The 20,762-nt window shown below is 37.8% G+C and carries 20 protein-coding genes, 2 pseudogenes and 1 other annotated feature; of the genes and pseudogenes, 5 read left to right on the forward strand and 17 right to left on the reverse strand.

Features of this window, described 5'->3' with window-relative positions; all coding sequences use genetic code 11:
• Positions 1-468: 468 nt before the first annotated feature.
• Positions 469-1,713, reverse strand: a complete 1,245-nt coding sequence (gene tyrS / locus L634_RS0112015; protein ID WP_026582662.1) for a tyrosine--tRNA ligase — start codon at positions 1,711-1,713, stop codon at positions 469-471.
• 41 nt (positions 1,714-1,754) lie between these two features.
• Positions 1,755-1,969: a binding site (T-box leader), on the reverse strand.
• Positions 1,970-1,987: 18 nt separating this feature from the next.
• Positions 1,988-2,491, reverse strand: coding sequence for a MarR family transcriptional regulator (locus tag L634_RS0112020; protein ID WP_026582663.1), 504 nt, complete (start codon positions 2,489-2,491; stop codon positions 1,988-1,990).
• A gap of 307 nt (positions 2,492-2,798) precedes the next feature.
• Between L634_RS0112020 and L634_RS0112025 the strand changes: the two genes are divergently transcribed.
• Complete coding sequence (locus L634_RS0112025) at positions 2,799-3,239, forward strand: cell wall hydrolase (RefSeq protein WP_026582664.1); 441 nt, start codon at positions 2,799-2,801, stop codon at positions 3,237-3,239.
• 121 nt (positions 3,240-3,360) lie between these two features.
• On the opposite strand, the gene L634_RS0112030 is transcribed toward L634_RS0112025, so the two are convergent.
• The 4 genes from L634_RS0112030 to L634_RS0112050 all read right to left on the reverse strand — a co-directional run bounded on the left by L634_RS0112030 (position 3,361) and on the right by L634_RS0112050 (position 5,958).
• Positions 3,361-4,152 (reverse strand): DUF817 domain-containing protein, encoded by a 792-nt coding sequence (locus L634_RS0112030; RefSeq protein WP_026582665.1) that lies wholly within the window; start codon positions 4,150-4,152, stop codon positions 3,361-3,363.
• Between the two features lie 110 nt (positions 4,153-4,262).
• A complete protein-coding gene (locus L634_RS0112035) occupies positions 4,263-4,484 on the reverse strand; it encodes a helix-turn-helix domain-containing protein (RefSeq protein ID WP_026582666.1) in 222 nt (73 codons plus the stop codon).
• A 10-nt stretch (positions 4,485-4,494) separates the two neighbouring features.
• Complete coding sequence (locus tag L634_RS0112040; RefSeq protein WP_026582667.1) at positions 4,495-4,977, reverse strand: DUF2975 domain-containing protein; 483 nt, start codon at positions 4,975-4,977, stop codon at positions 4,495-4,497.
• A gap of 273 nt (positions 4,978-5,250) precedes the next feature.
• Complete coding sequence (locus L634_RS0112050; RefSeq protein ID WP_026582669.1) at positions 5,251-5,958, reverse strand: DNA alkylation repair protein; 708 nt, start codon at positions 5,956-5,958, stop codon at positions 5,251-5,253.
• 347 nt (positions 5,959-6,305) lie between these two features.
• Between L634_RS0112050 and L634_RS0112055 the strand changes: the two genes are divergently transcribed.
• Positions 6,306-6,722 carry a DUF1284 domain-containing protein gene (locus L634_RS0112055; RefSeq protein ID WP_026582670.1) on the forward strand — a complete coding sequence of 139 codons (417 nt, stop codon included), beginning with the start codon at positions 6,306-6,308 and terminating at the stop codon, positions 6,720-6,722.
• A gap of 330 nt (positions 6,723-7,052) precedes the next feature.
• Positions 7,053-7,850, forward strand: a complete 798-nt coding sequence (locus L634_RS0112060; RefSeq protein ID WP_026582671.1) for a Cof-type HAD-IIB family hydrolase — start codon at positions 7,053-7,055, stop codon at positions 7,848-7,850.
• A gap of 227 nt (positions 7,851-8,077) precedes the next feature.
• Here the strand turns inward: L634_RS0112060 and L634_RS0112065 are convergent, their stop codons facing one another.
• The 9 genes and pseudogenes from L634_RS0112065 to L634_RS31050 form a co-directional block, all read right to left on the reverse strand.
• Positions 8,078-8,854: a sulfite exporter TauE/SafE family protein gene (locus L634_RS0112065; RefSeq protein WP_026582672.1), complete on the reverse strand. Its 777-nt coding sequence runs from the start codon at positions 8,852-8,854 to the stop codon at positions 8,078-8,080.
• 50 nt (positions 8,855-8,904) lie between these two features.
• Positions 8,905-9,132, reverse strand: coding sequence for a sulfurtransferase TusA family protein (locus tag L634_RS0112070; RefSeq protein WP_026582673.1), 228 nt, complete (start codon positions 9,130-9,132; stop codon positions 8,905-8,907).
• Positions 9,133-9,149: 17 nt separating this feature from the next.
• Positions 9,150-10,277 (reverse strand): MBL fold metallo-hydrolase, encoded by a 1,128-nt coding sequence (locus tag L634_RS0112075; protein WP_026582674.1) that lies wholly within the window; start codon positions 10,275-10,277, stop codon positions 9,150-9,152.
• Positions 10,278-10,324: 47 nt separating this feature from the next.
• Positions 10,325-10,719 (reverse strand): annotated as a pseudogene (locus L634_RS31045) (DsrE/DsrF/DrsH-like family protein).
• A gap of 20 nt (positions 10,720-10,739) precedes the next feature.
• Positions 10,740-11,315: a sulfurtransferase TusA family protein gene (locus L634_RS0112085; protein ID WP_026582675.1), complete on the reverse strand. Its 576-nt coding sequence runs from the start codon at positions 11,313-11,315 to the stop codon at positions 10,740-10,742.
• Positions 11,316-11,368: 53 nt separating this feature from the next.
• Positions 11,369-11,530, reverse strand: a pseudogene (locus tag L634_RS32660) (rhodanese-like domain-containing protein); the annotation flags it as partial.
• Positions 11,531-11,666: 136 nt separating this feature from the next.
• The gene (locus tag L634_RS0112090; RefSeq protein WP_026582676.1) at positions 11,667-12,146 is read right to left on the reverse strand and encodes a DsrE/DsrF/DrsH-like family protein; all 480 of its coding nucleotides are present in this window, start codon (positions 12,144-12,146) and stop codon (positions 11,667-11,669) included.
• 157 nt (positions 12,147-12,303) lie between these two features.
• Positions 12,304-12,564 carry a metal-sensitive transcriptional regulator gene (locus L634_RS0112095; RefSeq protein ID WP_026582677.1) on the reverse strand — a complete coding sequence of 87 codons (261 nt, stop codon included), beginning with the start codon at positions 12,562-12,564 and terminating at the stop codon, positions 12,304-12,306.
• Between the two features lie 499 nt (positions 12,565-13,063).
• The gene (locus L634_RS31050) at positions 13,064-14,170 is read right to left on the reverse strand and encodes a phosphatidylglycerol lysyltransferase domain-containing protein (RefSeq protein ID WP_051428317.1); all 1,107 of its coding nucleotides are present in this window, start codon (positions 14,168-14,170) and stop codon (positions 13,064-13,066) included.
• A 584-nt stretch (positions 14,171-14,754) separates the two neighbouring features.
• On the opposite strand from L634_RS31050, the gene L634_RS0112110 reads away from it, so the two are divergent.
• A complete protein-coding gene (locus tag L634_RS0112110; protein WP_332249046.1) occupies positions 14,755-15,513 on the forward strand; it encodes a protein kinase domain-containing protein in 759 nt (252 codons plus the stop codon).
• Positions 15,514-15,951: 438 nt separating this feature from the next.
• On the opposite strand, the gene L634_RS0112115 is transcribed toward L634_RS0112110, so the two are convergent.
• Positions 15,952-16,173 (reverse strand): hypothetical protein, encoded by a 222-nt coding sequence (locus tag L634_RS0112115; RefSeq protein ID WP_026582679.1) that lies wholly within the window; start codon positions 16,171-16,173, stop codon positions 15,952-15,954.
• Between the two features lie 249 nt (positions 16,174-16,422).
• The gene (locus tag L634_RS0112120; RefSeq protein ID WP_026582680.1) at positions 16,423-16,611 is read right to left on the reverse strand and encodes a DUF4177 domain-containing protein; all 189 of its coding nucleotides are present in this window, start codon (positions 16,609-16,611) and stop codon (positions 16,423-16,425) included.
• Positions 16,612-17,099: 488 nt separating this feature from the next.
• Between L634_RS0112120 and L634_RS0112125 the strand changes: the two genes are divergently transcribed.
• A complete protein-coding gene (locus L634_RS0112125) occupies positions 17,100-20,492 on the forward strand; it encodes a phosphodiester glycosidase family protein (RefSeq protein WP_026582681.1) in 3,393 nt (1,130 codons plus the stop codon).
• The last annotated feature ends 270 nt before the right edge of the window (positions 20,493-20,762 follow it).

Here is a 20,762-nt window from a genome sequence, read left to right on the forward strand (position 1 = left end):
CGGAGCGGCCCTATTCTGTCTTTTCTTTGGCTTTTGGTTGAAATCCTCCATTTCTGCATACTTCTTAATGGTTCGCGGATCTCTCCCTGTCCTTTTAGCTACACTTGAATATCCGCAGTCTTTATTGTTAACCTCATGTCTGATATAATTAATCTCGGCCACTGCCAACATCTCCTTAAATACCTCCTGCACGTTTTGTACCCAACAGGAAGTGTATGTGTATTTTGGAATGTTGACAAGTGGCCATTTTTAATTTGTGCAGGCCCCTAGGGGCCAGCACAAATTAAATGCCATAACCTACATTTTTATGATGCCATAAACAAAATTCACTGCAGACGTAGATCAATCCAATTAAAATCTAATACTAACTTGGCCTTGTCTCTTCCTTTCATTTCATACATATAAACGTTTGCCTAAAGACTGTTAAATGCCTCAATAACAGTCCTTAGGCAGATTTTACTTTTATTCTTATAATTTTACTTTTACAAATTTACGTTTTCCTACCTGAACAATTAAGCCGTCAGTGATGGTTAGCTGCAATTGCGGATCGTCTACCTGGTTTCCATCTACTCTAACACCTCTATTCGCAATCATTCTTCTGGCTTCACTTTTGGATTTTAACAATTCCAATCCCACTAGCAGCTCAATGATTGAAATTTCCCTTTCACCTTCCCACTCGATAACAGGAATTTCATCAGGCATAGATCCATTTTGGAAGACTGAGATAAAATGATGTTCTGCCCTCTCTGCCGCTTCCTGTCCGTGGTACATTCTCACTATCGTCCTGGCAAGCAGCATTTTTGCGTCCCTGGGGTGCAGTTCCCCTGTTTTCAATTGCTCTTTGATGGTTTGAATTTGATCTGGTGTAAAATCTGTTACTAACTCAAAGTATTTATTCATTAATTCATCGGGAATAGACATTGCTTTACCGTACATTTCTTGTGGAATTTCATCAATTCCAATGTAATTTTTCTTTGATTTTGACATCTTTTCAACACCGTCAAGTCCCTCTAATAATGGCATCAGCAAGGCAACCTGCTTTTCTTTGCCATACTTTTCCTGAAAATGCCTTCCCATCAATATGTTGAAATGCTGGTCTGTTCCACCAAGCTCAATATCACACTCTAAAACGACCGAATCATATCCCTGCATTAGGGGGTAAAAGAATTCATGCAGCGAAATAGGCTTGCCAAAAGCAATTCTTTCTTCAAAGTCATCCCTTTCCAATAGTCTTGCTACGGTTATTTTTCCTGCTAGCTGAATAACATCTTCAAGGTTTAATTTGGACAGCCACTTAGAGTTGTAATGTAACTCGACTTTTTCCATATCAATAACCTTTGCAAATTGTTCGAAGTATGTTTTGGCATTATGCTTAACTTCTTCCTCTGTTAATTGTTTCCTAGCTGCAGATTTTCCAGTTGGATCTCCAATTTTTCCTGTAAAGTCGCCAATTATAAGTTGAATAAGATGGCCATTCTCTTGGAATTGCCTCATTTTGTTGAGTACCACCGTATGTCCAAGGTGTACATCTGGGGCAGAAGGATCTAAGCCTAGTTTTATTTTTAGTGGTTTATTTTCTAATATGGACTTGGCAATTTTATATTCAAGCTCTTCAGCTGGAATAATTTCTTGAACCCCTTGGCTGTAAATGGCCATTTGCCTCTTTACTTCTGTACGTTGTTCATCATTTAATTGCGCCAGTAAATTTCTCATTGTGTTTCCTCCTATAAAAAATATAAAAACCACATCCCTAAAAAAGGGACGTGGTTTTGCACGCGGTACCACCCTAATTGAAGGATAACAATCCTTCCACTCTGCGAATAACGGATCGTCCGTTCTTTGCTGCGTTATTTAGCAAAGAAAGCTCAGGGAATGTAATTCGTGTTATCTATGTGCCGGTTTGCACCAACCACCGACTCTCTGTTAACAGGGAGATAACGACTACTGGGTTTCCCATCATCACTTTTTCTTTTTAAAATTGTGTTTTTTAGAAATTATTTTCCCTTATAACCCTTCTTAGAACTTTCGTTATGTTTTTTTGTTCATTGATCGTTAAACCGGAAACAATTTCAGATTCACCTTTATGAAACCGCGGATAGAGTTCCTCCATTACTGCCTTTCCCTTATCTGTCAAAGAAAGGGAGGTAATTCTTCGGTCTCTGTTATCCGTTTTCCTGACACATAATTCCTTTCGTTCAAGCGTTTTAGTTATATTGCTTATAGTCGCTTTTGAGACACCAGCTGACTCGGCTAATTTCTTTGTCTCAATTGAGTCCCAAATCCACAAATCATAAAGCATGGAAAATGCTGTCCAAGATAAGCCATAATCCGCTAAGACTTCTTGTTCCATTTTATTTCTTACTCCTTGTGCAGCCCGATATATATTGGTGACAACTGCGATCGCATCTAAATTTAGTGAATTAATCGGAATTTTTGTCAGCCGTTTAATTGTATCTATTTCTTCAGGGAGCCATTCCCCTTCTTCATTCATTAAATGAATAACAACCCCTCCTTCATTTTCGGAATCGTTAGCTATGAAACAATTCTAGCAAATAAAATGAAAGAAGACAATAGTGTTCTCCATTATTATATACTTCCATCTAAAAGAGGCGGCAAAATTCTATGCTCTTAATGATGTAAAGCCATTGTCATTGTTTATGCACTAATAAAAAGCGGGCTGCTAAACACTATGTGGTTGCCCCCTAATTACAGCGCTATATAATATTTTCTCACCTGGAACTGAAGCCATTAACATTTTTACAGGATTTCTTAATACAATTCTTTTAGAGGTGATAAAAATGCCAAGAGTACAATATACCGACAGTGACGTAGCTTTAATGGCAAGGATGATGAGAGCAGAAGCCGAAGGTGAAGGGAAACTGGGGATGCTTATGGTTGGGAATGTAATTGTCAATCGACGAAAAGCTAATTGTCTTGATTTTGAAGGTTTAAGGACAATACCTCAAGTGATTTTTCAAATACAGGGAGGAAATTATTCTTTTGAAGCAGTACAGAAAGGGAATGTTTTTTATAACAGAGCAAGAAGTGTAGAAAAAAGATTAGCCAAACAAACCTTAGACTACTGGAGAGAACATCCTTCGAAGTATGCTCTTTGGTACTTTAATCCGTATGCTCCATGTCCGCCAACATGGTACGACCAGCCATTTGCAGGACAATTTAAACAACATTGTTATTATGAACCGAAGGCTAATACATGTGAAAGTGCCTATAGATGGTAATAAAAACCCCCACAATTGTGGGGATTTTTGTGTGTTATCCCTTCTTTTCTTCGATCAGCTTGCCCATTCGTGGAATAACAACCATGCGAGAACAGCCTTCTTAAAAGAGGGGTCTTTCTAGTTATAAAGATTGATTAGCATCTATCCTAGTGGAATTTTCCCCCTTGACCTGCTTTAATGTCGCGACTATAAGAAAGCTGACAATCACTAATAAAAGCCATGAACTCACCTTTCCTAGATGAACGAGACTCCATGCATCGGTTTGGTTTGGATATTCCCAAGCTCCAAAGAACGTTGCGATATTTTCGGCTATCCATATAAAAAATCCGATGAGTACAAAAGAAAGTGCGAGTGGCATACGGTAACGAGTTCCATTAACCTCGTATGTGACCCATGTTTGCCAAAAGACGATCATTACAAGTCCAGATAACCACCAGCGAACATCAATCCAATAGTGGTGGGTAAAAAAATTCAAATAGATTGCAGCGGCAAGCGGTACAACTAACAAAAGCGGCGGCCACTTAACCAGATCAACCTTAAGCCTCCTCCACGCCTGGCAAAGATAACTCGCTACACTTGCGTACATGAACCCGCTATACAAAGGCACTCCAAAAATTTTGGAATACCCTTCCTCCGGATAAGACCATGAGCCCATATGTACCTTAAAAAGTTCAAGGGCAAGCCCAATAAGGTGGAACAATGTGATAACCTTTAGTTCATCCCGTGTTTCAAGCCCAGATCGCACCATCTGCCACTGCATTAGAAGACAGATAATGAGCAGCCAGTCATAACGTGGCAGGAAGGGAAGTGTCAAGATTTGTGTAATAGCCAACGAGGCAAAAATAACGACAGGAAACAAACAGGATTGGGCCTGTTCCCAGCCAAAACGAACGAGTTGTTTTAGTGCTCTCAAGATTTGTGCCTCCATTTTTGAATAGTTAGATTCATAAGTAACTCCCCTATTATGAAATAACGGAAAAAGAAAGCTTTATTTTCCTTTCAATCGTAAATTTCCCTGCCTTATTAATTTTGGATGTCATCATCACTTCGGTATTCTAAAATATCTCCGGGCTGACATTCCAATGCTTTGCAAATTGCCTCTAAAGTTGAAAGCCTAATCGCTTTTGCCTTTCCATTTTTCAATATAGAGAGGTTAGCCATCGTTATTCCAACCCTCTCCGAAAGCTCTGTTACGCTCATTTTCCTTTTAGCCAGCATCACATCAATATTGATTATAATCGCCATGTTATTCACCTCAGACCGTTAAATCATTTTCTGATTTTATATCAATTGCTTCTTGTAAAAGCCTTTGGAGAACAGCCGCAAAAACTGCGATCACCATTGAAGCAAAAGGAACAACCAATCCTATGAAGATGACACCTGGGGCGTCGTCTTTCTCTGCAAAGAGATAAAAGAGCGGCAAGACTAGCACATGCAGACTACTGATTATGATTGCACAGTATTTGATTTTCTTTAAAGCCTTTACAGAAAGCTCGGAGAAAGCTTTATTTTTGTCAATATAGCGTAAAAGTTTGAATGCCTGATACAAAGCAAAATAAAAAGGTACTGCCGATGCATAAAAAACGATGGAAACGAGATATTTTATAAAAGCAAACTCTGGAAGCAATTTTTCTGTAATATTCCCTATCTCAGGAACTAAAAAGATGCACAAAGCAAGAACGGGGACTCCCAAAAGAAAAACAGCTATTTTTAAAAACAACGTTGTTACTTTTTTCATAAAAAGCACCTCACTAATTTATTATCAAATTGAATTTAACATAATATTTATCGTTTTACAATAAATAATTACTGATTATAGTTATGTTTTTATCGACATGGAAATATTCCTTTGGATTTAGGCAAAGAAAAAAGCATTTCTCAAGGCGAAGAAATGCTTTTTTCTTTGAACTATTCAATTTATAACTTGTGCAGCTGCCCTGCCGCGTTAGTTCAGCAGCTTTAACAAAAAGAGCGTCAATCCTTCTTGGATCAACACCCCGATGTGAAGGTTTTAACATCTTACATATTTACGTTTAAAACCAAGTCTCCCTCTATCAATTTCTTTTTGAATACTTTCGTAAGCGTTTAGGAAACTGCTTTTTTTCTTGTCCCGTTTGACTTCTACTGTACCGACTTCCTTTGCGGTCTCAACTGCCTTTTCATGTAGCGGCAAAAATGAAATCCCCACGGTGTATAGAAAATTATTCATTGCGGATTTCGTTCGTTCTGGTGAATGATGTATCGTATCTTTCACAATATCAAGCAAATTGGAAATCTTGCTTTCGGAAAATTCACTGTCTGCGCGATTCCCTAAAAGCCAGCAGTAGCAACTCCAGCCTCCAGACATTCTCAGCTCTTCACCGCTTGTAATCCATTTATCAGCAACGTCTTGTGCAATATCTGACTCTGATAAAGTTACTGCCACCACATAATCCGACAGCATATAAAAATACGCTCCATCCATCCAGCGGTCAAAATCTGACTCGGTCATGGCTTTTGGATCTGCAATAATGCCTGCAAAATACATTGCATCATAGTTACCTGTGGCATATAGCTCTTCAGCTAAAGGCTGATTTATTTTTATTTTCTTTGCAATTGGTTTCATAGCACCTGTAGCCACGCCAAAAAGCGGCTCGTGAGCACCATTGGATATGTACATTTTTTTAGTTCGTTCCTTACCGAGGGCTTCAAGCTCCTGCATAACTGTATCGAAATCCATAGTTTTGCACTTCCTCCCTAATTTTAATACTATTTAATTGTAACCAACTAGTTTAGATTTTTTATCAAATTTTCCACACACTCAATTTTACCATTAATCTTACCCATGGAATCTGCCCTTTTCATAAAACCCCTTTATAAAATTCTCCATCCACTAACCTGTATGTCAGCTTAACAAGAAAATCTCCCCTGGAAAGGCAGTTAAATCTCCAATTAACGGAGCCGTTATTTAAATAAAAATTTCTCAGATGATTAATTGTGATATGTTATGATGAACAAGTGCGTTAACCTATTCTTTTTTTAGTTAACATTCGAACGTGAGCGAACCTGTCGAAGTGGGGGAAATTTATGTATAAACTACGAGGTCATCATCTTTTTTGCCTTCTTGGGTATCGGGGAATGGGCTATTCCAAAGAATACGTGGAAAATATGACACGTTTGCATCAAACATTGAGAAACAACCCCAAGACGTGGATTCAGCTTGTAAAAGGACCTGATCAGTTGTGTGAAAAGTACCCAAACTCAGGGGAATACCACTGCCAACACGACAATATTTATGAAAGAGATGCCGCTATTTTAGAGAAATTAGGGCTTAAAATAGGGCAAATACTGAAGTGGGAGGACATTGAGTCGCACATCCAAAAGTATGTTGTCCCCTCCGATATTCAAACTGTGTGTGAAACTTGTTCCTGGCGTTCATATGGGGTTTGTGAAGAAGGTATTCAAGAGATTCTTGAAGGGAAAGGCTTAAGGGAGGTTAAATAAGTCCTCCCCTTTATTTAATTGTTCCGTTCTGTGTAATATTTAAAAACGGTTTGGCATTTTAAATGAATAGATCAAAATACACTAAGAACTTCTTGAAATAGAGACCTTTGTCCTTCAGGAAAAGTGCCAGATTGCTGAAGGTCAAAGGCTGTTGCAGCTAGCCCGTACTTATTTAACTCAAGCCCCCCGTTAATGGAATAACATTCTTATCTTTCAGAAGAAACGTCTCCTGCTTCCCAATAAACTTCACTTAATCTATACACTGAGTTTACTGGGCTTTAATATTCAGATGATATGATTGGTTTAGCAACGAAAGAGGAGGCAGTATAAATGAATGTGCGTGCAATATTTATTGATATGGATGGTACACTGCTAAAAGCCTCAAACTACATTTCCCGCCGAAATATGGAAGCCATTAATAGGCTCATTAATCAGGGAGTCAAGGTTTTTCTAGCCACTGGCCGGCACTATGAAGTAACCGCTCCCTACCATAAAGAAATTGGATTACGGACTCCGATGATCTGTTTGAATGGTGCCGCTATTCACGATGCAGAGACAGGAAGAGTTATGCAAATGACAACCGTCCGATTAAACGAAGAACGATTTCACCATCTGACCGCTGAAAGTCCTTGTAATGTTATTATCCATACAGCAAATGGGCTTTATTGTAAGGAAACAAATGAAGAAATTGATTATTGGACAGAAGTTGGGCAAATTCCGCCACGGTATATTGGAGATTTAAGACAGGCAACTTATCAAGATGTTCTTAAATATAGTGTTCGTACAGGTGCATCAAGTACTGAATTATCCGCTTTGTTTAAAAAGGAAGGAGAAGTAATCGATTGGAATGACGGGTTTGAGATAGTTGCTCCTAATGTTTCCAAATGGTCTGCTATAAAAAGCTTACTTACCGAATTTCAAATTAGTCCAAATGAAGTCGCAGCTATTGGAGACGGACCTAATGATATAGAGATGCTTCGTCATGCCGGTATTGGTGTGGCAATGGGAAACGCTAGCGAAAAGGTTCAAGCAGCAGCTGATATTGTTACAGGACACCACGAACATGATGGATTAGCCGAATTTATAGAGCGATATCTTCTTAAATCATATGAGCCATATGCAATTTAAGGTTTTTTTTATAATGATTTTTGCAATAAAAAAGACAGGTGTGATGTGTACCTGTCTTTTTTATTAGCAATATTTTTTATAGGGTATCTTTAATAGAACATTTTCTTGGGTTTTTAACAATATCAACCGCTTCGACATTGCTAATTAGCTCCAATTTCCAAATCTCTCTTATTCAAAGATTATTTAAAACTTAGAGTCCGTATTTCTTTGTATGTGCTTCATAAAACCTATAAAATATCCATCCAAATTTTAATAGCTGTTGCTAAAATTAATAATGCCAGAACAACTTGCAGAATCTTAGTATTTATTTTCTTTCCAGCCATTGCACCTAGTGGCGAGGCGACTAAGCTTGCAACAACCATAATGAATGAAGGCAGGAATTCTACTTGTCCGGTTGTAATCTTTCCGACGGTTGCACCGATTGAAGAAATAAATGTAATGGCTAATGATGAGGCAATAGTCATTCGCGTAGGAATTTTTAACACCACGAGCATGATAGGCACTAATAAGAATGCACCAGCAGCACCAACGACTCCAGAGCCAATACCAACAATAAGTGCGAGCGATGTAGCCAACCATTTATTAAACTTCACTTGGTTAAGAGGAATATCGTCAATTCCTTTTTTCGGAACAAACATCATAACAGCTGCAATTAATGCTAAAATACCATAAACTAGGTTAATTCCGCCCTCCGTCATTAACCTTGATCCATAACTGCCAACAAAACTCCCAATTAAGATACTTGCTCCCATATATCCAATTAGCGTTTTATTTAAATAGCCCCCTTTACGGTATGCCCAAACACCACCAATAGTTGCAAAAAATACTTGAACAGCGCTAATTCCTGAAACCTCGTGGGCACTAAAAGCAGCTAAGCCGAATAGCGGTGGGATATATAAAAGCATCGGATATTTAATAATGGAACCACCTATTCCTAACATTCCTGATATATATGAACCAATAAAGCCTATTAAAAAGATTGTAATTATAAATCCAATATCCATTGTACTGACTCCCCCTAAAAAAAGGGAACCCAAATCCGGTTCCCTTTTTCTTAAACTTTTCTGATCCAAAACTTGAAAACATTTTCATCAACTTCTTGTTTAATTAACTCCTGACCACCTGATTTCGCCCATGCAGTAAGGTCATTTTTGGCCCCTTTATCAGTTGCATGTATTTCTAAAACTTGACCAGTTTCCAGTTCATTCATTGCTTTTTTAGTTTTTACAATTGGCATTGGGCAAGCTAGCCCCTTTGCGTCTAATACTTTTGTTACTTTCATTTTATTCCCCCCTATTTTTAGCGAACCGCACAGCGATTTGGTCCAATTTCCATCTCGCGCTGTTTATCTAAGCCGGGATTGATTTTCCCCATATTCGTTTCACGAATATCTTGATACGCGTTTGGCTGTGGTGGTAAGTTTTCTGTTACTAATTTTCTAAATTCAGATTCATCTTCAATATTGAGTCCGTGATTTCTTGCGAACAATGTACCTAATTTTTCTGACACACTACCATCCTCATTTAACTCTTCTATGATCATAAAATGTGCTGGTAGGACAATCAGTTCTTCTGACAACTCTCTGTAGCGTTTATATAGAGTTTCTCTTAAATCACCAGCCCAATCTTCTGCCTTACCTGCCAGGTCGGGTCTTCCGATTGAATCAATGAACAAAATATCGCCTGAAAGCAAGAACTTTTTATCAACTACAAAAGATGTAGAACCAATAGTATGACCTGGTGAATATAATGCTGCAATATTAATGGTTGTGTTGCCGATTGTTACATCATTACCATCTTCTAATGGTTGGTAATCAAAAGTAACTTCTGTTGCATCCTTTGGTGGCAGCCAATACGCTGCGCCAGTTTTCGCGACAATTGAGCGTCCTCCGGAAATATGGTCAGCATGAAGGTGCGTATCAAATACGTGTGTAATTTTTGCACCCATGCTTTCGGCAAAATCAAGATAGATATCTGTCATACGTGCTGCATCAATCACTGCTGCTTCACCACCTGAAAGCACCATGTATGATAGACAGCCTTTACCGATTCGAACGAATTGATAAACTTCGCCACCATCATTTATCTCGCCCACTTTAACCGGTTCTAAATGTTCACTCCATACCTTCATTCCACCCTTAAGGTATGACGCGTTTAATCCGGCATCAGAAAGCATTTCTGCTACCATTATCGATGAACCTTCCTTTGCGCAAACAACCAATACTTCCTTATTAGCAGGAATATTCTCCATAATTTCTTCAACGCCATCAAGCAATTCAAAATAAGGAACATTTAAATACTCAAAGTTTTCTCCTTCGATCTTCCAATCATTAAAATCACTTTCATTACGAACATCAAGAATAAACAACTCTTCTTTATTGAAAACCTTTTTCGTCAATTCTTTTGAAGTCAATGCATTTACAGTCATCAATAATACCCCCTATGGTATTTTTAGGTTTAAAAAATATATATGATTTAAAAAGTTAACGTTACATCTGCATCCTTTGCAAATTCTAAAAATGTTACTGCCCCACCTACTTCAATTCCTTTAACAAAGTCTTCTTTTTTCAATCCCATTACATCCATTGTCATTTGACAACCTATAAATTTAACACCCATTTCTTGTGCCAATGCAGCCAATTCCGGAATGGAAGGTACATTTGCTTTTGCAAATCCGTCTGCAAAATGTTCTTTACCTTCAGGCATTGGAAGTTGTTTGTATGCTTCCTAATGAATTAAATTCAAACCTTCGAATGTAAAGAAAATGGCTACTTCTTGATCGGTTGCTGCTGCTGCCGTTAAATATTAAATACCTTGTATGCATCAAATAATCCGCCATTACTTTCAATAATCGCTACTTTTTTATTCATTGTTTATTCCTCCTGATTTTTCAGTTGCTGATATCTGTTGTTTTACCCTTCCATTGACTCATGCCAGGTACAACATTAATTACGTTAGTAAAGCCATTTTCGGTTAATTTCTGTGCAGCTAGATCGCTGCGATTTCCTGTTCGACAAACTAAGTAAAATTCATCGTCTTTGTTTAATTCATTTAATTTGTTTTCCAATTCGCCTAATGGAAGGGAGATTGCAGTTGGAATATGGCTAAAAGCGTATTCTGCACTTTCTCTTACATCGATAACCACTATGTTCTCATTTGCTTCAAGCTTTTTCTCCAGACCTTCATTATTGATAACATCTGGATGCTTTTTTTCAATGGATTCATCATTAGAAAATCTGCGAATATAATGCTTCATCACTTCGCCTTCTTCGATTGTCCCCAAATAATGATGTCCTGTGCTTTCAGACCATGCTTTCAAGTCAGCTTTGAACCCTATATCTGTTGCTTGAACTTCTAATACTTGCCCTGCCTCTAGGTTATTTATTGCCTTTTTTGTTTTAATAATAGGCATCGGACATGCTAATCCTTTTGCATCTAAAATCATATTAGCTTTTAAGTTTTCCATCTTAAATCCTCCTATTTTTATACCTATATGGGTATTATTTTTATTAAAAAATTTTATTCAACTCTACCTTCCCAAGCAAGCATTCCACCAACCATAGTGATTACGTTAAATCCATAACTTTCAAGGAATTGCGTAGCACGACCAGTTCTTCCTCCAGAACGACATGCCATGATATACTCTTTTTATTTATCTAATTCATGCATACGAAATTCTATTGTGGAAAAATGGTTAAGACATTTTGATGGTAAGAACCTCCTAAACATAAAGAATAAAAATAGCACAATAACAAGATCATATACCTATTCCATTTGATAACCTCCATTTTTACGCAGTGGAACCCCCTATCTCGTACTATATAAACAGATTAATATTACCTTCCTCAGCATCCGCTAGATAAGCAGCAACTCCTGCATATTCAATATTATCTAATAGCTCTTCTTGTTTAAGACCTAACAAATCCTGCGTCATGGTACATGCTACAAGTTTAACTTCTTGTTCTTGGGCCATTTCAATTAATTCTGGTAAAGGTATAGCGTTATGTTTTTTTATAATATCTTTAATCATTTTGGGACCAAATCCAGCAAAGTTCATTTTTGAAAGTCCCATTTTATTAGCACCTCTTGGCATCATTTTGCCAAACATTCTTTCCATGAACCCTTTTTTGACCGGAATATTTTCATCTTTACGTAAGGCATTTAATCCCCAAAACGTATGGAAAATTGTTACTTCATGGTCATAAGCAGCTGCACCATTTGCGATAATATAAGCAGCCATTGCTTTATCGTAATCGCCGCTAAATAAGACAATTGTTGTTTTTTTCTTTTCTGTCATGTTAGTACCTCCTAAAAGCGATTTTACAACATATACCGGTATGGGTATTTTGAAATTAAAAAAAATAACCCTTTTTCATCGTTTTCCGGCTAACCCAAAACACAATTACCCCAAAGGGTATATGTGAAAGAAAATAAAAGAGGGTATCACCCCTTTTTCATCGACTTTTTACCAGTAGGCTTACAGCTTCTTTTACCAGCTCTTCTGTATTTTCACCATTTTTATCAGCATTCCGAACACACTCGACTAAATTTGAGCTAACAATTAATCCAATTGTTCGGTCAAGGGCAGTTCTTGATGCAGATAATTGAGTAATAACTTCTTTGCAGTCTTTATTCTCTTCCATCATTTTTAAAATTCCTCTTAACTGTCCTTCAATACGTTTTATTCTATTTTTCATTTGATCATTGTAATCCACTGTTTTTCCTCCTTTAACAATTCATTTTTATATTTAGCAAGGTTTCATTTAAATATAACTTGTGATGAATAATCATGTATTGAATAAAAGGGTAGACATAAATCCGGGAAATAGCTTTTATATAAAATAAATGCAATTCATATTGCAGCTAAAATTAAAATATCATTTTAACCTCCTTCATTATAAAAAAATGTCATTAACAAGTTTCATATTATACCCCAACAGGTATATTGTCAACGATAATATTTTATTTAAGTAAAAATAAACCGCAATGAACAAGGTGGTCAAATAAGATTATAGTTGCTAATCTTTTGTTCTAAGACATAAATATTACACACCTCTCCATTAATTTTTATGTATGGTGAATTGGGCTGTATCCGAGATTACAAAGATTTTTATCAATCAGAAAAGCTCTGCTGAGATTTCCCTCAACAGAGCTTTCTTCAAATGATTGCCTTTTCAGGCTGGGACACTGAACCTGTCCCCGTGTCCCTTTTATTTATCCAGCATTTTTAAACAAATACTTAATCTTATCTATTACATACTTTGGATGTGGCTGGCTGTTGATTAATAATAGCAATTGAATAACGACAATTGGCAGGAAGGATTTTTTGTATGCTAAATACTTCGGTTCCCACGTGCAGGCAAATTTACTTTTGAATTCTTTCAGCCCTTTAAAATTATAAAATGAATTTCCGTGAAGATAGGCTAATCGTGCCAGCTTTTCTTTTTTAAAAGAAAATGGACTATCCCCGACATGTGCAAGAGGCGCCATTCCTAAGCTGCAGTGCTTATAGCCCCTTTCTTTTGCCCATTTAAAAATGTGAATAAATAAAACATCCATCGTTCCATGCGGGCTCTCGGAAGATTTCCTCATTAAATCAATGGCCATGGTCTTTTTATAATCATCCGCCAGTGTCGCAAACGCTACGATATTTCCCTCTGGGTCCGAAACACAAGCAATTGGAAAACAAGAAACATACTCCTCACTGAAAGAAACGACTGAAAATCCCTTTTCCTTTTGGTCCCCCAGCCATGAATCCGAAATCACTCTAAGCTCCGACAGTAAATCATTGGAGTAAGGAGGATTAATAACTTTAAAGGTGTAAGCATTACGGGTGAATTTATTAAGCCTCGTCCGCAGCTTTGCCCCCTGTTTTCCCTCAAGGGTAAATTTATCGAGGTTGACAATCGCCTCTTCCCCTAATTTGAGGAACCGATAACCAGTGTCATGGTAAAAGTGCATGTATCGAGGGCTAATTTGATAAAAAACAGGTGTAAGCCCTTTGCTTTTACTTAATTCATTAAATTCTCTAATGGCCGCTTGAAAAGCCGGTTCTTCGCCAATCGGGTCACCGAGAACAACCAATTTATTTCCAATTTTCTTATATGAAATTAGTACTCTTCCATCCTGCGCCCAGTACACATCTTTATCCTGCAGCAAGATGAGGTGTGACAGATGGTTTCCGCCTTTTTCCTGTAAAAAAGGAATAATCTGCTCCAGTTCAAGCTCTTCGTTAGCTGAAGAAAATCTCTTGTTAACCCTATTAAAAAAATAATTTGCAAAACCAATAGTAAATAAAAAGAAAAGTGTCAATTCAATCATTAAGGTAAACCTCCTGATAAAATTCACCTTTTTAAAGATAACATACAAATACTTGAATAAATAGATATTTTCTTTTCCAAAAGTTTAAAAAATTCATCCACTCTTCTATTTTTAGGAGGATTGTTATGGTCAAAGCAAATTAGAGGATTTAATGGTAAGAATCGAAGAAATTTCAATGCAAATCCAGCGTAAATCATACTATTTTGGTAGAACCGAATATGGCTGGAAGATCTAAGGGTAATCAGCTAAAATTAAGACAGACTATCATCATGCATTCTCGAAAATGATAGTTAGGGAAATTGAAAAAGTTACAAGGTTTCGGCTTCTACGATCTTTAAAGGTATTTTTATAGAGTAAACTTCCTAAGAAGAGTACTTTTTATACTTACTATTCAATACAAATTTGATTTTGTGAGCTCTACTAGTACATAAAGTTCTAAAGACACTCAAACATTTGATCATTAGGGGTCTTAAGCTATGTGCAATACCTAATTAAAAGATGAGGTGAGGAAAGTTTCAATTTTGCATTTAACTCGAAAAATTTACCAGTTTTTTGTAGATATACCTATTAAAGAAGGGACGGTTTTGAACGATCGTTATGAGATTTTGAGTGTAATAGGGTCTGGAAGCTATGGTATTGTTTATCTATGTAATGATTTGAAGTCAAATGAAAAAAGAGTGGTTAAACAGCTTCGTCCAAGTAAACGTCGCAGCAAAAAAGAGGTTGAGCTGTTTGAAAGTGAAATCTCTGTTTTGCGTACATTGAACCACAAAAATATGCCAAGAATATATGAATCTTTTTCAAATAATAAATATTTTTTTTATGTAATGAGTTTCATTGAAGGCGACAATTTAGAAGACCAAATTTTTCACGATAAGAAAACTTTTAACGAGAAAGAATCTCTGCTAATTCTTGATAATCTGCTCGAATTAGTCGATTATCTTCATAAAAAAAACATTTATCATCGAGATTTACGTATTCCAAACATTATACTAAAAAATAACGAGCCCTTTTTGATTGATTTTGGTTTGTCTGAGCAGAGAGCTGCCGCTGATCCATTTCAAACATCCTCTTGTTCTTCACAAAATAAACAAGAAAGTATCCTCCAGGAAATGAAACAGCAGGACTACTATGATTTAGGTGAAATACTTTTATATTTGCTTTATACATCGTACTCTTCCAAAAATAAAAAAGCTCTTCCTTGGACAGAAGAACTTTCTTTAGAAAAGGGAACCGTTTATTTGCTGAAAAGGCTTTTACAAATTAAAGAACCCTATTCAAGTATTAGTGAAATTTCAGCCGACCTTCATGCAGTACTTAAAGAGAAAGAAAAGGTACATTAACCGCGGAGAGGGAGATTAGCTGCTGCTCCGACCCTTCCGTTTGTAGTAGTTACTTCCATTCATTGGAGATCGTTTATACCGGCGGTTGCTGCTACTGCTGCCTCGGCGATAATGACCATGTCTTCTCGCGCTGCTGCCTTGGGAAAGTTGCTTGATTTGTTTTAATATTTTTTTAAACATTTTTACCTCCTTTGATCTTTTACAGTGCATGTTATTTTGTATAGTCTAGCATAGATTAAAGGGATACCGCTAGCAAAACGCGGATTTACAACGTTAAGGGTATTATAGTATTAAAAAATCCCGATCTCTCAGTGACATAATTGAGAAATTGGGATTTAATCCAGCATTACGCCCGTTGATTGAATTAGAATTTAATACTTAATTAATTTTTTATCTTTTACAAACCGGACATTCCTCTGCCTCTTAACCCTCGTAATATTACCACTTATTTTTGTTACTATATATGTTCCTGTGTACATAATCAGCATTTTTATGGGAAGTCCACTGACCTAAAAAGGTAGCCACAACCATAAAAACCCCACCAACTGCAAAGCCAATCATATAATGCCCAATGAAAAATAATACGAAGGAGCCAACCAGTGATAGCACCATTATAATCAGCAGCCAAGTTTTTATTTTTTCTTTCTTTTTTTCATCCAATTGAAGCCCCCCTTATTTAGTCATATTTTATAATTTTTAAAAGTATGGATTATCCTTCAATTAAATAAAGGGACTCTATATCTTATTGGCTAACTATTATTTTCTCTAAATACATTAAAATTTTGGCCCAATATAAAAAACACCTTTTTAAAGAACAGCGCCAGATGGTGGAAGATTATGCAAAGCCTTTATTGTGAACTTTAAGCACCTGTTATTAGAATAAGAAAGGGTATAACCTGATCCTCCTTATCATTTAAGTTCTTTTTCAAAGATAAGCTGTATTTCCAGTGCTTGCCCGCCAGCCCCGAATGGCAATGGTTGAAAAGTGTGTAAACGCCATCCTTCTTGCGCGTATACTCTAATAATATCCTCATAATTTTCTTTCGGTTTGCCACTTAACACACCGACTTGAACTTTAATAAACTTATAATCATACATGACAATACCTCCGATTTTAAAATTTGATTATACCCTTTTATACGATTTGGAAAATAATAGGTTTCGTTTTTCTATTAAATATAAAAAAGTTACATCTTCCTGCACTACCCTGCATCCTTTAGTTGAACAAATAGGCCGCCTGATTCGGCAGATAATAAACACCCCTTAGCTTTAATAAAAGCCTTCTTTTAAGATTATGTTGCCGGTTTTTCATAGGAAGATGGAAAACTCAATGAAAAACGGTTGGGTTCATATGTTCCATAATGCTTAAAAAAGGTAAGTCAGGACTATCTATTTTCCGCCCCTTAAAACAAAAAAATTGACTATTTGTAAATTAATTTCATCCTTTCGACCTACAAAAACTAATAAAACTTCAAAAGTAAATTAACATCCATTAGTTATTTTATAGATATATTCCCATTTTTATGAAAGGATGAATCTATTACTCTATTGATTTTTACCATTAGATTAAGGAAAGGAGAATAAAAATGAAGTACAAATGGTGGATGAATGTATTCCTCGCTTCACTTATTACGGTTCCTTCAGCACCAGCGGCACAGGCGAAAAACGAGCCTTCTGATGTTGCCCAAGCCAGGTCAACCTCTTCAGACAGAACGGAACCGGTCATTTTCGTTGGTCCGGCTGGTGAAACGCTAGTATCGAACGAAAAGACAACTACAATTGGTCCAGGAATTGAGCTTACAAATTTTGAACGGTTTGATGCACGCGGATGGTTGAATGGAGAGGTCATGGCGATTGAGTTGCAAAATGAAAACATTTCGACGGATCTTCTGTATCCCGGTTCGATCTCTTCAGCGAAGCCATTGTCTGAAATGGCAAAGGAAGCAGGTGCTGTTGCTGGAGTAAATGGTGATTTTTTTGACATTAACAATACGAAGGCTCCGCTTGGAACGGCAATCAAAGAAGGATCGATTATTAAAGGACCTCAAGGTGGACATACCTTAACAGCAAGTGTGGATGAAAACGGACTTGGTCACATTTCCGCGATTTTACTGGATGGAAAGGTAACGCTTCCCAAAGGAGAATTTACTCTTGCTGCACTTAATCAATATGCCATACCAAGGGATGGGATTGGTTTATATACGTCTGTTTGGGGAGCTGCAGAAAGATCACCTAGCGGCAGTCCTGTGTATGAAGTTATTGTTCAGAATGGAAAGGTATCGGCAGTTTCCGAACAAGCAGGAAGCGGTGCGATTTCCGAGAATGCATTTGTTCTTGTAGGACGTGAAAAAGGGGCTGAAGTATTAAAAGCTTTATCCATTGGGGATGAGGTAAGTGTAGAATATACTCCAAAATGGGACAATGATGGAGCGCTTGCGTTTTCAGTCGGCGGAAATATTAAGCTCATAGAAAATGGACAAGTGATTGAACATTTAGATGATACAACGGCAGCTCCACGAACAGCGGTCGGATTCTCGGAAGATCGAAAAAAGATGATCTTGGCTGTGGTTGATGGACGTCAAACAGATAGCCGTGGGATGACGTTTAAAGAACTTGCTGAGTTAATGAAGGAATATGGTGCATATTATGCCCTCAATCTTGATGGCGGCGGATCAACAACAATGGTTGCCCGTAAGCCGGGCAAAGATGATGCAGAGGTCATAAATCAGCCATCTGATGGGTCTGAACGTGCTGTGCCAAATGGGATAGGTATTTTTGCAAAAGCTGGAAGCGGTAAATTAAAAGGCTTTAACGTTGAAACGGTATTTAACTCGGAAAATAGCAATCGGGTTTTTCCAGGTTTAACAAGAACATTTATCGGCCGTGGACATGATGAAAATTATTCGCCGGTTTCGGTTGGTGACATTACCTGGAAGGCACTTCCTTCAGATGTAGGTACATTTGAAGACAATGGTGTTTTTCTGGCGAAAAAACCAGGGTCAGCTGTTGCTGAGGCTCAAGTGAAGTCTGCAAAAGGTACGATGGAACTGACTGTGCTTGGTGAATTGAATCGTATTGAAGCATCATCCTCAAGACTGAGTCTTGAAGCTGGACAACAGACAAGCTTTTCAGTGGTCGGGTATGACAAAAACGGATATCTTGCTCCTATTGAAGCACATGATGTGGAATTAGACTTTGATTCTTCCGTCATTTCCATTATGGAAAATGTAAACGGAAGCTTTACAGTTGTTCCTAAAAAAGATGGAGAGTCCTCATTGATCACCATTACGGTTCAAGATCAAACAACATATCTTCCAGTTACGATTGGTCTTGCTGCAAAGAAAGTGTCTGATTTTGAAAAGGCGGATGGCTGGTCTTATACGAAATATCCCAGTGCTGTTGGTGCTTCAATGAAGCAAGTAGAGGGCAGAGTTGGCCAAGGCTTACAGCTAAGCTATGATTTTTCAACGACAACCGCTACTCGTGCAGCATATTTACAAGCCGTACCAAAGCTTGAGCTTCCAGGTGAGGTACAAAAGATTGGGGTATGGGTAAAAGGTGATGGAAACGGCGCCTGGCTTCGCACCGTGATTACGGATGCAGCCAACACAAACTATACGTTAACCCTTGCAGACAAAGTCAATTGGACAGGCTGGAAATATGTTGAAGCGACCGTACCGGAAGGCGTTCGTTATCCAGTTCAGCTGTATCGTATTTATCCAGTAGAAACGAATCAAAACAGCCAGTACACAGGTCAATTGATTTTTGATGACCTTACTGTTAAAGTTCCAACATCAATAGAGGTTCCTGAACAGGAACAGGCACCAGACCCGCTTATTATTCAAAATGGCGAAATTGGAAAAAATCGCTGGACATTTGCCGTTCTCGCCGATAGTCAGTTTGCCGCAAAATCACCTAACAGTCCTCAAGTCCAAATGGCCCGAGAATCACTGCGTCAAATTGTCGACGCAAATCCTGATTTCTTAGTGATTAATGGAGATTTAGTTGATACTGCATGGGGGGAAGATTTTGAACTTGCTGAGCAAATATTAGAGGAAGAAGTTGGGGATAAGCTTCCTATCTATTATATTCCTGGCAACCATGAAATCATGGGGCCTGGCACCTTGCATAACTTCTTAAGTGTTTATGAGAATAACCGCTATACGTTTGACCACAAAGGTACGAGATTTATTTTGTTGGATTCATCCACTGGCAGTTTTCGCACAAGTGACTTTCAGCAGCTGATTGACTTGAAAAGAACAATCAATGAAGCGGCAAAGGATCCAAATGTAAAAAATGTGGTAGTTATGGCACACCATCCAACTCGGGACCCGCTTCCGACGAAAAACAGTCAGCTTAGCGATAGAAAAGAATCAGGACTTCTCGAGCAATGGTTAACCGAATTCCGCCAAACATCCGGTGGCAAAGGCGCGTTATTTATTGGGGGTCATGCTCATACCGTAAGCGTTGAACGTGTAGAAGGCGTACCATATATGGTCGTTGGACCAGCTGGAAAAGCACCTTATGGAGCAGCTGATTCAGGCGGATTTTATGAATGGACATTATTTGGTGTTGATCCAACAGCAGTACCAGATCAAGCAAAAGGTCCGGAACGTTCACAGAGTCAAATTTCTGGTTCAGATTGGATCCAGGCAGAAGTTCGTCCATTATTATTATCCATCACTCTTCAAGCATCAGAATCCATCAAAACTGGTGAAACGGAAAAAGTACAGGCCATCGGACAACAAAGAGGCAATTTGAACTTCCCGCTTCACTATCCTGCCACAGTCAAATGGAATGGCAGCGACAATGTCTTTATCGGCAAAGAGGAAGAACTGAACCGGGCAGAAGCATCTGGAAAATATGCAGCCCTCTTTAATCCGGAAACTGGGGAGTTAAAAGCTTTAACGGCTGGAGAAATTATGCTGCAGATTGAAGCGAACGGGTTAACTGAGAAAAAACGGATAATCATTCAATAAATATATTTGTGAGAGGCGTGGCCGGAAAGGGCGGCGTCTCTTCTCCCCTGCCCTGTTAATGATTGAATTTTTTATGTGATGATTGACCTTTTAGCTAAGCTATACAAGTGTTTTAAGTAATCTTCAATTGAATGGCGGCACCGTAATAGTTTTCGATGGAGAAGAAATTGGGATTTGTGTAATGGCTGCAATAAGAGTATTAGAGCCCTTCTGCAGAATTGCTGGACTGGTTTTCAGGATGAGCCAGTTTTCTCCGGAAATAATATGTTA

This window comes from Bacillus sp. J33, assembly GCF_000518885.1.
Lineage (GTDB): Bacteria > Bacillota > Bacilli > Bacillales > Cytobacillaceae > Cytobacillus.